The sequence below is a fragment of the Schaedlerella arabinosiphila genome, assembly GCF_003885045.1.
GTDB lineage: Bacteria > Bacillota > Clostridia > Lachnospirales > Lachnospiraceae > Schaedlerella > Schaedlerella arabinosiphila.
On record NZ_RHJS01000002.1, the window covers coordinates 599,041 to 611,768 of the forward strand.

Genomic DNA, 12,728 nt, shown 5'->3' on the forward strand with positions numbered 1-12,728 from the left:
ATGGATATTCTCATTGTTGAGGACAACAAGGAGCTTGCCGATCTGCTGTGTGATTTTCTCCGTGCGGAAAATTATACGGTATCGTCGGTTCAAACAGCCGAAAAAGCCTTGCTGCTGTACGAAAGATACGGCGCAAGGCTTGTCGTGCTTGATATCATGCTGCCCGACAAGGACGGATTTTATGTTCTGGAAAAAATCCGCAGGTCAAGCAACACGCCCGTATTGATTGTAAGTGCGAAAACGGAAAAGGAGGACAAGCTGAACGGACTGAATCTCGGCGCAGACGACTATATAGAAAAGCCATATGATATTGATATTATGCTCGCAAAAATAAGAGGGATTTTTAAGCGACGATACGCTCTTGACGAAATTACTGACGGCAATATACGCATAAATAAGGCGAGCCGTGCCGTTTACAAAAACGAAAAAGAACTCGAAATGACCGCGAAGGAATTCGAGCTGCTTCTGCTTTTAATGGAGAATAAAGGCAGGGCTTTGAGCAAGGAATACATTTTTGAACAGGTCTGGGGCAGCGACAGCTTTTCAGAACAGCAGACACTGACGGTACACATAAAATGGCTGCGGCAGAAAATAGAGGACGCCCCCAAAAATCCTAAAAAAATAGTGACTGTATGGGGGGTGGGTTATAAATATGAAAGCGTTTAACAGAATTTTCTCGGTAGTTGCGGTTGCCGTGATACTATTGTTTGCTGTCGTGAATCTGATTCTTGCTGCCGACAAGACCAATAACGGCAGACTGTACCGCGTAGAGATAAGCCGCCTTGTTCGAGAAATAGAAGCGAACGGTTCTGCCGACATTTCCGAATGTGTGTACGTTACAAATATTGAACGATACGGAGAAAAATTTTACAGCACGGACAGCGACTATGTTATCCGTGAAATAAACGGAGAACTTTATCGCTTTGATTACAATACTAACGGCTACTCCGACAAAACGCAGCTTACAGGAATTGTAAATGCCGTTCTCGGCGTTATGGCGATTTTAATTATAACGGTTTTGCTTTATATAAAATTCGCAATTCTTATGCCCTTTGAACGTCTGAGCGGTATCCCTTACGAGCTTTCAAAGGGTAATCTCGCCGCGCCGATAAAGGAAACGAAAAACCGTTTTTTCGGAAAATTTCTTTGGGGAATCGATATTCTCCGTGAAAATATCGAACAGCAAAAGCAGCGCGAACTGGAAATGCAAAAAGAAAAGAAAACACTGCTGCTATCGCTCTCGCACGATATTAAAACGCCACTTTCCGCTATAAAATTGTACTCGGCAGCACTGTCGAAAAATTTGTATTCGGATGCGGAAAAGCAGCACAAAATCGCTGAAAATATCAACGAAAAAGCGGACGAAATCGAGGGCTATGTTTCACAGATTATAACAGCTTCAAGAGAAGATTTCTTCAGCCTTGAAGTGAATATGGGTGAGTTTTATCTTTCGGAACTTGTTGAAAAAATCGCGGGATATTACAGGGAAAAACTGGCGCTTATCAAAACAGATTTTATTATCGGGAAATATAAAAACTGTCTTCTATCGGGAGATTTGAGCAGGAGCGTTGAAGTGATGCAAAACATTATTGAAAATGCCCTCAAATACGGCGATGGCAGACGTGTGGAATTGATTTTCCCCAAAGACGACGAATGCGTCCAAATTGCAATCATGAACGGCGGTTGTACGCTTGAGAAGGACGATTTGCCGCATATTTTCGAGAGCTTTTGGCGCGGAGCAAATGCGGGAAACATTGGCGGCAACGGGCTGGGGCTTTACATTTGCAGACAGCTCATGCGCAAGATGAATGGCGAAATTTTTGCGAAGATCGACGATGACATCATCACTGTCACCACAGTTTTCGCAAGAGCGTAAATGATTGAAAATTGAAAAAGCCATGCAAAGGATAGGTAAATATATGCGAATCAATCACACAAGAGAATAAAGATTGCCAGTCATGCAAAAGAGGCGGAGAAGCTCTACAGAGGGGTCCATGGGTACCTGGTCACAGATGCCTATACCGGGTATGACTCCCTGGATGGGATATGCAGGGCACTGTGCTGGGCAAAAGCGTCAGGAACTGAGCAGGCCTGTCCTGGAAGGATTTTGGGCGTGGTCAAGAGCCAGCGGCATCGTATATACATTGGTAGACCCCACGGACGAGGAAATGCAGGAAATGGAACGGGAATATATGCAGCGTACCAAACGTCAAACCGCCTAAATATGGGCGTGGCAGGAGAAAATCTATGCTCCTGCCGATACATATCTATTTTTATCCCTATCTGGTTGAACCCATCATGTAAAAAAAGAGAAACGGTATTTATGGGTTCAATAGACTTTCATATACTGATAAATAAATCTCCTGGAAGGAGTCATGTTCTGTTTGACCATATGGGAAAACTGGCGATAGATCTTCCAGGCTTTTTTTGTGTCTTCTTTTGTTGCGTTTTTGGTGTAAAACATGGTTTCCAGTACGGTTTGGTACAGCCATTCCATGGATTCAGAAGGAATTTCCGGGAAATAGTCCCGAAGCGTTTCAAAGCCCTGCAGGCTTAACAGGTCGGTGGGTTCCATTCCCTGAAAAACGGCTGTATCATAGAGCGCACGGTAGATCCGCCGGATTCCGGCGCCCCGGCGGACGCTTCGGAACTGCCGGTATCTGCGCTGTCTCCGGAGTGCTGCCTGGGTGAGTAAAAGCAGGACGGCCGCCCCCAGGCAGAGGATGCAGACGGCGCAGGATTTCAGGAAGAAAAGCCCCCAGCCCGCGGCATTGCGGATCCAGGAATGCCTGCCGCTGGATGCGGCGGGAATGCCGGGCTCCGGGCGGGCGCCGTGGTAGGGCAGGGTATGCTCCTTTGTGATCCATTCTCCGTCTTCCAAAACCTGGCACCAGGCATGGCCCATGTCCCCGGTGACCTCTGCGGTGTAGCTGCCGTCCTCCTGACGGCGGAAGGCGGAGGCGGGAACGGCGTAACCCTGGACATATCTGGACGGATAGCCGCACATGCGGTACATCAGGGCTGCCGTTGTGGCAAAATGGACGCAGAAGCCTTTTTGATTGTCAAACAGGAAATATTCGGCAAAATCCTGTCCCGATGGGGTGGGGCCAGGCTGGAAATCGTAAACCGTATGATTCTCAAATTCTTTCTGGATAAAGTCGGAAGCCTCTGCAAGTGTTTCGGGAGCGCGTTCCCGGCAGAGGGTGTCCAGGCGTTCCAGGCTATCCGGATATTCCAGGTAGCTTTCAGGTGGAATCCCGTTTTCAGAAGTCATGTCATACCAATGGCTGTCCACATAGGAAACGCCGTACGCGGAAGGATGATACACGGTTCCTTCCGGCCTGGAATCCAGGGTCAGGGTCAGCCGGGTGCCGGCGTCCGGCTGAAAATGGGACAGTGCATTCAGATCCGGAAATTTGTCCGTGCTGACAGTCGCGGTCCCCTTGGAAGTGCCGATCCGGAGAGCTTCGGCATTTCCCAGGCCGTTTTCGGCGGAAGGCTGTGAAGTGTCCCCGTCCGGGGTATCCCCGGACGATTCGGCGGAAAACTCCGGCTGGATGTCTGTTTCAGGAGTGGGATCCGGGACGGCCGGCGGCTCCTGGGGCTGGGGCGGATCGCTTTTGGCCCCGGAACTGTCTGCATCCGGCTGTTCCGGATTTTGGGTCTGCTCCTGTTCCGGGGGAACCTCCCGGGCCAGCCGTTTCTGTTCCTCGCGCTCTGCCTTGGCCTGAGTATAGGAATCCTGCAGGGGCTGAATCCATCCGGTTTCGATGGTTTCACGGGTGCGGGCGTAAAAGCCGTCGGAGGGTTCCTTGCAGGCTTCCAGCGGACGGCTGGCGAAGGCGGACAGGGAGATCAGCAGGGCCAGGACGCAGGCCGACGCGGTTCCTTTGAGCAGTGCGGCGCGTCCGTCCCGGCAGCCGCAGATCGCTGCGTATACTCCGCCGGAGAGAATCAGCAGCCAGCAGGAGGTTTCGGACGGAACCAGGGTTTCTGCCAGAATCCACCCGGCGGGAGCCAGGAGAAGGACGTACGCTGTCAGCTTTCCCGCCCTGAGATGCAGGACCAGGCTCCAGATGAACAGCAGGGGCAGCAGGAAGAGCGCGAACATGAACGCCATTTCCGGATCGGGAACCGGCCGGACGGTGTAGGGATTCGCGTTCGGCCTTCGGACGCTCAGATAGGCGTTGGCCGTCAGGTTGATCACATTGACCGCCCCATCCTGATGCCGCCAGATCCAGACCCCGGCAAGGCAGAAAAACAGAAGCGGAAGAAAAAATTTCCACAGCCTGCGCAGAGGGGCGTTCCAGAGGGCGGTCAGTGCGGCGGTGAAAAGGAAGCAGAGGAGATACAGCCGGGGAGTGTCTGCCTCAATGGGAAATACGCCGGTCAGGCAATGCCACCAGGAGAACATAAGAAACCAGACCGCCGCCAATTGGGCCCCGGCCAGCAGGAAGGGACGGAGCCGGTTTTTTAGGGGATTCCGGATCAGGCGACGGCCGCCTGTCTGGTCGGATTCCGATAGAAGGGCTCTGCCCCGAGGATAGGATTTGGGATCGGTTTGGGAATATAGGGTGATTCCGTCCCGTGTTTTTTTGCGTTCCTTCATAATTATAATGCTCCTTTTTGCAGGGGATCAAAGCTGCAGCAGTTCCTGGGTCCCGCCGTTTACGGTGAGCGTCCCGTCTGCATTTAAAACTACGATGCTGCTGAAATTCACGCCCCGGAAGGCCTCTTCATAGCAGGTTTTTTCCAGCTCTTCATTTCGGAAGGGCTCGGTGGACAAGAGCCGCCAGATCCATTCATAGACTTCCTCCGCCGTGCTGACTCTCCATTTGATGACCCGGCTGCTCTTTTCTTCAAACCATGCGGCCATGTGGATGCATTTTTCTTCCAGAAGGGTGATCGACAGCGAGGCCGCTTGCTCCAGCAGACGGTTGAATCCGGCGCTGCTTGCGTCGGCAAGGGGCAGGCGGACCCAGAGAAGCACCACGCAGCCCATGGGAAGGCTGTTTTCCTTGACCATCAGGCTGTCCTCCTTGGCGCTTAATTTCCAGTGGATGGAATGGATGGAATCCGGCGGGCGGTATTCCCGGATCTGGTAGATCTCACTGGGGTCGTCCCCTTTTTTTTCGGTGGAATATTCGTCTGCGTCGGCAAGAAATTCCCTCGTCCGCCGTGTGATTTCCAGGGGCATCAGTTCAAAAGGTGGCATGATCCCGATGGCCCGGCGCTCTCCCAAAGGAATCGTCCGGCAGAAGATCCCCAGCATGTCATAGAGTACCAGGGCGTCCAGCCGGTATTCCACCGTGCCTGCATAGGCGGAATCCAGTTCCACATCCAGCTTCTGCTCCTCAAAGGGGGAGAGCTCGGAAGGGGCATATTTGATCCGGTGGGCAGCTTTGGTTTTTCGGCGGAAGAAACCTTTCCGGGAGGAGGAGGCCGCTGTGCCGGTGGCGGAGCCGCTTTTTTCGATTCCCGGGGCGGGCTGTCCGGAAAAACCATTTCGCACCTGTGCCCGGAGGACATATTTTACACTCCAGAGCCTGGAATGGTTTTTCAGGATCAGAGTACCGGAAAAACGTTTTCCGCGCTCGGCCATGGCCGGGAACCTGCCGAAACGGACGCTTACCTGCCTGCCTGTATGCCGGAGGAACAGGCAGGAGCAGATGGGGTACAAAAGCTCCAGAATAAGAAAGCCGGTCCAGATCTGCCCGTCATACATAAAAAACAGATAGGTGCTGCCGAGAAACACCAGTATATATCCGATTATTCGTGCTGTCATATTAGATCCTCGTTTTGTTCTGCGGATGACTTATTTTTTGGAAATGGACGGCGCTGTGGTGTGATCCAGGATCTGCTGGATCAGGTCGTCCGCCAGGATGTGTCCCACTCTGGCCTTGGTGCTGAGCTGGATGCGGTGCACGGCAACGGCGGGAAATACGGCCTTCACATCATCCGGGACCACGTATTCCCTGCCGTTTAAGTAAGCGCACGCCTTTGCCATGGAAGCCAGGGCGATGGTGCCCCGGGGACTTAAGCCCAGGGCGATCATTTCCTGCTCCCGGGTGGCTTTGGACAGGCGGGCGATATAGGAATAGACCACATCGTGGACAAAAATCTCACTCACCTGTTCCTGGGCTTCCAGCAGGCCGTCGGCGGAAAAGACACGCTCTGCCCGGGCGTCCGCCCTGCCGTACTGGTTTCTCTTTAAGATGTCCACTTCCTCCGTGACCGTGGGGTAGCCCATTTTCACGCAGATCATGAAACGGTCAAGCTGGGAGTCGGGGAGGAGCTGGGTTCCCGCGGAGCCGGTGGGATTTTCCGTTGCAATGACGATAAACGGGTTTCCCACGTTCCGGGTGATGCCGTCCACGGTGACGTGGCGTTCCTCCATCACCTCCAGGAGCGCGGACTGGGTTTTCGGGGAGGTCCGGTTGATCTCGTCGGCCAGCAGGAGGTTGCACATGACCGCGCCGGGCTGGTACACGAACTGCCCGGTCTCTTTCTGATAAATGGTAAACCCGGTCAGGTCTGCAGGGAGTACATCCGGGGTGAACTGCACCCGGTTGGCTTTTAAGCCCATGGCGTGGGAAAATGCCAGGGCCATGGTGGTTTTGCCGGTGCCGGGAATGTCTTCTACGAGTATATGTCCTTTGGCAAGAAATGCCATCATGATCTGTTCGATGATATCAAATTTTCCGACCACCGCTTTCTGCACCTGGGAAATGACGGCCCGGGGGGTGCCGCGCAGGTCGGGGTCTTCTCTGTAGTTTATCATAATCCTTGTCCTCATTTTTATAGAATACGTGCAGCTTTGCAGCCGTGTATATCATAGGTAACTGCTCACACGGTGCCGTACACTTGCTGCACGGAAACCGGCCAATTCGCTGATGGGCCGGATGCCGCTGCAGTGAGCGTCCGGTCCGAGTGTGAACCATAATTATCATACCATAAAATTGAAAACGGGTCAAAAATATACAAGTAAAAAGTCCGGAATCTACATTACAGCAGAGAGCGCGAGGTTTATGCTTATATCAGAAGCACGAGATTCAAAAAAAGGAGAAGAAGCGAATATGGAAAACAATTATATTTTGCCGTTTTTGTGGATGCGCGGCGAGGAGGAAGCAGTCCTTCGGGAAGAGATGGAGAAGATCTATGAGTGCGGGATTCGGGCCGTATGCCTGGAAGCGCGTCCCCACGACGATTTCTGCGGGCCGGGCTGGTGGCATGACATGGATATCATCCTGGATGAAGCGAAAAAGAAGGGTATGAAGCTGTGGATTCTGGACGACAAGCATTTTCCTACGGGATACGCAAACGGGCTGATCGAAAAGAAGTACCCGGAGCGGAAAAAGCTGTATCTGGCGTGCACGACGGCGGATATTTTCGGGGGCGGGTATGAGCGGAGCCTGAATGTGAGCCGGATGCTGAAGCCTTCCATCGGATTCTGGCAGATCGGGGATCCTGTGGACTATGCGGAGCGGGAAAATAATCAATTGTATGCGATCCTGGCTGTGCGGTATGCGGAAGGGAATATCTTCCATGAGGAAGTGATCGACCTGACGGAAAATTATGACGGATGCTATGTAAAATTCACCCTGCCGAAGGGGAATTGGAGAGTGTTTGTACTCTATAAGACTCGGACAGACGGGGGAAATGATACTTATATCAATATGATCGACAAGGAGTCGGCGGCGACCCAGATCGAGGGGGTCTATGAGTCTCATTATGAGAAATACGGCAGCGAATTTGGAAAGACGATCGCAGGCTTTTTCTCGGATGAGCCCCAGTTTGGAAATGTAGTCGTTTTCAACAATTATGATGTCCAGGTCGGCAGGCTGAACATGCAGCTTCCGTGGAGCGATGAACTGCAGGAAAACCTGACCGGGCTGTATGGAGAGGGGCTGGCAAAAGCGCTTCCGTTCCTGTTTGTGGAGACCGAGGAGCAGGGGCTTCGGACCGGCATCCGCTATGACTATATGGACCAGGTGTCCCGTCTGTACAAGAAGAATTTCAGCGATGCCATCGGGACATGGTGCGAAAAGCACGGCGTGGAATATATCGGGCACGTGGTGGAGGACAACGGGATTCACAGCCGTCTGGGCATGGGGCCGTCCCATTATTTCCGGGCCATGTCCGGACAGCATATGGCAGGCATTGACAGCATCGGCGGGCAGATCCTTTACGGGGCGCCGGTGGAGCAGCGCAACGCGATGACGGACTGCGACGGAGAATTTTTCCATTATACGCTTGGAAAGCTGGGGGCATCCTGCGGGCACTTGGAGCCGAAGAAGCAGGGTAGGACCATGTGCGAGCTGTTCGGCGCCTATGGATGGAGCTTCGGGGTGCGGGATATGAAGTATCTGCTGGATCATTTGCTGGTGAAAGGGGTCAACCATCTGGTTCCTCATGCATTTTCCATGGCGGAATATCCGGATCCGGACTGCCCGCCCCACTTCTATGCGCGGGGCAATAACCCGGAATTTCCGTATTTCGCACGGATGATGAAGTATGCCAACCGGATGTGCGGTCTGTTAAACGGTGGACAGCATGTGGCTTCCGCTGCGGTCCTCTACGATGGGGAGGCTGACTGGGTGGGCAAAAATATGCCTATGCAGAAGGTGATCCGGCAGCTTTTGGAGCACCAGATCGACCTGGATATCGTATCCTTAGATATGCTGGACGACCTGGCGGCATACAACGGCAGGCTGGAGGGAAAGAAGCTGTATATCAATGGGGTGGAATTTCAGGCGCTGATCATCGGTTATGCGAAGGAAATCCCGGAGCGGCTGGCGGCCTTTGTGGAAAAAGCGGGGGAATTTCCGGTGATCTTCGTGGACGGAAAACCGGAGACAGTGATTGGAAAGGGCGGACGTACGGGTCGGATCGCGGAAAAGGGCGGCTGTGCGGAGCGGATTGAGGAAAATGGCGGCTGTACGGATCGGATCGCGGAAAAGGGCGGCTGTGCGGAGCGAATTGAGGAAAAGGGCGGCAGTGCGGATCGGATCGAGGAAAAGGACGGATACACAGACTGCATTGCGGAAAATGGCTGTATGGATCGGATCGCGGGAAAAGCCGGAAAAGGATGTACGGCGGGGGCGATTGGCGGAGAGACTGTGGCTCTGGCGGAGCTGGCCGGGGTGCTGAGAGCGAGAGGATTCGCGGATATTGCGGTAGATACGGAATTTAAGGATTTGAGTTTCTACCATTATAAGAAAGACCGGCAGATCTTTGTATTCCAGAACGAATCGGCAGTGGAGACATTCTGCGGAAAGGTGATACTGCCAACAGCGGAGCCGGTTGTATACTATGATGCGATGGAAGATGTGTATGAGCTGGCGGATTTTTGCGAGAGGGAAGGAAACATAGAAGTTTCACTGGAATTGCAGCCTGGTGAATGTGTTGTGATTCTCGAACAAAAAAACATAGTATGCAATGCGAAACACAAAAGTTTCAGAGCGCAGCTTGACGGACTGGAGAGCAGGGATATTTCTGCGGACTGGACGGTAAGTCTGGTAAAGGCGAAAGACTATCCGCAGTTCCAGAAAGGGGAGATGGTGCATGAACTAAAGCCTGTTTCTGATGAGAAACCCACGTTTTCTGGCATAGCATGCTATGAAAAGACGGTGTATCTGGAGGTAGTGCCGGAGAGGGTGGTGCTGAAAGCGGAGCAGGTGTTTGAGATGATGAAGGTGACTGTAAACGGAAGCGAAGCAGGCGTGCGGATCTTCCCGCCGTACCAGGTGGAGATCAGCGGCGCTTTGAAAGCCGGGGAAAATAAGATCGTTGTGGAGGTGGCAGGCACACCGATGCGGGAAATGCTGGAGATCCCGCAGCCGCCGTTTGATTTTACCCATGAGGCGCTGGAGCCGATGGGGATGTTTGGGAAGATTGAGTTGTATTGCGGTTGACAGAAAGCTGCTGTTGGGAACAGGGGTGTCGGGAAATGGTATTACTGCACATATATTGTGGGGAAATCGTCATTTCCCGACAGAACCATCTGATTTTACAAGATATTTCTTTTGAACAGAGAATAGGCAGCCGCATAGTATACAAAATAAATCATTGCAAAAACCGAAATCGTAATGAAACCATATAAAGGAATGATGCCTTTTTGCAAAATATAAACCCCATACAGAGCTTGGGCTCCAGCCATCAGAACGAATATAACAACTGCCGGCAGGATCAGCGGAATAAAGAAAAAGGTAGATAATTCACGATGAATGAGTTTTCTTTGCATTTCTTCTGAGACGCCGATCCTGTCCAGGTTCTGATAGCTCCGCCGATTATGATCAAGAGCGGATAGCTGCTCAAAAGCCAGTACCGTGCAGGAAAGCAGGATAAATATAATACTCAGATAAAGGCCGCAGAACGAAATGGAAGTAAAACCAGTAAGGGAATTACTTATGCCCCATGCCTGTACCGTTACACCCATGGTAACATGATCCGGCCATATGGTACCGGCCTGAAGCTCTGGGTGCCATTGTTCCGAATGAAGATACCCACGGATTTCAGAGCGTAGTTCCGGAATACCGCCGTTTTCTAATTGCATAACAAGCCGTATTTTGTTCGCCGGAAGCTTTTGCGCAACGTGATCCGGAACTACAAGGACATATCCGTTTGTTCCGGCCATTCGATATTGTTCCATCGCTTCTTCATAAATTCTGCCCTGCGGATTTTCGAGAGTTACACCTGCAAGTGTGATCTTCGGCCGGGTTTTCAGGGCTGCTTTAATATCCTCTGTATAAGTCCATGTGTCACAATGAACCAGGTATTGATCATCCGGCAATTCTGTTTTTTTGAATCCAAGTATGGAGCGAAGTGTATTGTAGTCGGACAGGGCAAGCGCGTCAGCAGAATAGCCATTTGCATCATAGAGATAATAAATCATCTCTTTCTGGACGGGGCACTTCTCATCCACAAAGGAAATCAGACCGTCAAAGCTGTTTCTGGTTAAAGGCGCATCAATCGCAACGCCGGTGTCATAGGGATAAGAGGCTTTCATATTTGCTTTATAGCCAGCACCCATGACCAGCCCTATAAACATGGCTGCAAGGGAAAGTGTAAATAAAATGGCTGTAATTGCCATCACGCGTCCGCAGGATTGAATACGATGTCCAATCTGCCCGAAGTAAAATAAATTGCACTTGGAATATAGAATCCTCTTTTTGCGCTTTGCAAAAGTAATCAACATGACAGGGAAGCAGCGGTAAATCTCATATACACCCGCCAGAAGCAATGCGGTCGATCCAATCAGATAGACCCATGCTGTATTTGTCTGAATAGATAAACCTTTCCGGATCAAAACCATTCCTGTAATAACCGCCGCTACAGAGCAAATGACAAGTACGAGCTGCAGGGAACTACGTTTCTGCTTAGAAATGACTTCATTTTTGCGGCTGTCATAAAGCAAATCCACAATTTTTTCACGCCGGATTATATGGACGGCACGAACCATCCCGGTTCCGTACATCAATATGAAAAATAAAATGGTGAGTACCAGAGCCCGTTTCGAAAAAGAAGCATGATAGGAATGCGGCACATCAAATATATTTTTTACAAGCTGTGTCAGTATTCCGGCAAGTCCCGTCCCCAGAGAAATGCCGGACAGAAAAGCCGCCGTTCCTATAACCGTATTCTCGATCAAAAATAATTTCTGGATAGAACCAATTTCCATGCCGAGTAATTCATAGGCGGCAAATTCTTTCTTGCGCTGTCCAAGTATGAATCGGACGGCATAGCTGACAATAAAAGAGGAAATCAGTGTAGCAACAACGGAGAGTGCTGTAATTCCGGTTGTCAGGATCGACATATTTTCGGACATGGAAGTAATATCAGTTGAAAATCCCAATGCCAAAAAGGAATACATCAACATCACTATAAGAACGAGCGTTATGAAATAAATCACGTAATCTTTGGCAGAGCGTTTGACATTTTGCAAAGCTAATTTAAGATACATCGCCGGCCCCTCCTCCCATCATGGTGAGAACATCTATAATCTTTTCAAAAAATGCTTTGCGGGAATCCGAGCCTTTCAAAATCTCGGTAAAAATCCTCCCATCCCGAAGAAACAGGATACGGCCCGCATAGCTGGCGGAAAAAGCATCATGCGTCACCATCAGGATCGTGGCCCCTGACTGTTCATTGATGCTCTGCATGGTACGGAGCAGCATTTGAGCTGAATGGCTGTCCAGGGAACCGGTGGGTTCATCAGCCAGGAGCAGCTTCGGTTTGTTGATGATCGCCCTGGCGCAGGCGCAGCGCTGTTTTTGGCCGCCGGACACCTGATAGGGATATTTGTCCAGAATATCCGTGATGCTGAGGGTCTGCGCCATCTCCAGCACCTTTGCGTCAACCTGTTCTGCAGGCGTGTGATTGATGGTCAGGGCCAGCGCAATATTTTCAGAAACAGTCAGCGTGTCCAGAAGGTTGAAGTCCTGAAAGACAAAGCCGAGATTTTCCCGGCGGAACCGGGCCAGCGCCTGATCCCGGATTTCCGTGACATCCGTCCCGTCCAGGCAGATATGGCCGGCGCTGACCGTATCAATCGTGGAGATACAGTTCAGAAGCGTTGTCTTGCCGGAACCGGATGCCCCCATGATGGCGACAAACTCACCCTCGTTTACAGAAAAGCTGATGTCGTGGATCGCTTTGGTGAGATTGCCCTGGTTTCCATAGTATTTCTGGATATGGTCCAGTTTCAAAATTTCATTCATTGTGTTCAC

The 12,728-nt window shown here is 51.3% G+C and carries 8 protein-coding genes; 3 read left to right on the top strand and 5 right to left on the bottom strand.

The annotated features are described in order from the left end of the window. Together EBB54_RS03335 and EBB54_RS03340 are read left to right on the top strand one after the other, a co-directional pair. Entirely contained in the window at positions 1-666 is a 666-nt protein-coding gene (locus EBB54_RS03335) for a response regulator transcription factor (RefSeq protein ID WP_125126345.1), read from the top strand. Then, positions 653-1,876 carry a sensor histidine kinase gene (locus EBB54_RS03340; protein WP_125126346.1) on the top strand — a complete coding sequence of 408 codons (1,224 nt, stop codon included), beginning with the start codon at positions 653-655 and terminating at the stop codon, positions 1,874-1,876. The genes EBB54_RS03335 and EBB54_RS03340 overlap by 14 nt, the downstream gene beginning before the upstream one ends. A gap of 453 nt (positions 1,877-2,329) precedes the next feature. On the opposite strand, the gene EBB54_RS03355 is transcribed toward EBB54_RS03340, so the two are convergent. The 3 genes from EBB54_RS03355 to EBB54_RS03365 are packed head-to-tail and all read right to left on the bottom strand — an operon-like array spanning position 2,330 to position 6,781. After that, positions 2,330-4,609 (bottom strand): transglutaminase-like domain-containing protein, encoded by a 2,280-nt coding sequence (locus EBB54_RS03355; RefSeq protein WP_125126348.1) that lies wholly within the window; start codon positions 4,607-4,609, stop codon positions 2,330-2,332. 27 nt (positions 4,610-4,636) lie between these two features. Continuing rightward, on the bottom strand, positions 4,637-5,785 hold the full coding sequence (locus EBB54_RS03360) for a DUF58 domain-containing protein (protein ID WP_125126349.1): 1,149 nt from the start codon (positions 5,783-5,785) through the stop codon (positions 4,637-4,639). A gap of 30 nt (positions 5,786-5,815) precedes the next feature. Next, on the bottom strand, positions 5,816-6,781 hold the full coding sequence (locus EBB54_RS03365; protein WP_125126350.1) for an AAA family ATPase: 966 nt from the start codon (positions 6,779-6,781) through the stop codon (positions 5,816-5,818). Between the two features lie 295 nt (positions 6,782-7,076). Between EBB54_RS03365 and EBB54_RS03370 the strand changes: the two genes are divergently transcribed. Then, the gene (locus EBB54_RS03370) at positions 7,077-9,914 is read left to right on the top strand and encodes a glycoside hydrolase family 2 (protein WP_125126351.1); all 2,838 of its coding nucleotides are present in this window, start codon (positions 7,077-7,079) and stop codon (positions 9,912-9,914) included. A gap of 95 nt (positions 9,915-10,009) precedes the next feature. Here EBB54_RS03370 and EBB54_RS03375 read toward each other — a convergent pair whose 3' ends face one another. Both EBB54_RS03375 and EBB54_RS03380 read right to left on the bottom strand, forming a co-directional pair. Further along, complete coding sequence (locus EBB54_RS03375) at positions 10,010-11,962, bottom strand: FtsX-like permease family protein (RefSeq protein ID WP_125126352.1); 1,953 nt, start codon at positions 11,960-11,962, stop codon at positions 10,010-10,012. After that, the gene (locus EBB54_RS03380; RefSeq protein ID WP_125126353.1) at positions 11,952-12,719 is read right to left on the bottom strand and encodes an ABC transporter ATP-binding protein; all 768 of its coding nucleotides are present in this window, start codon (positions 12,717-12,719) and stop codon (positions 11,952-11,954) included. Before EBB54_RS03380 ends, EBB54_RS03375 begins: the two co-directional genes overlap by 11 nt. Between the last annotated feature and the right edge of the window lie 9 nt (positions 12,720-12,728).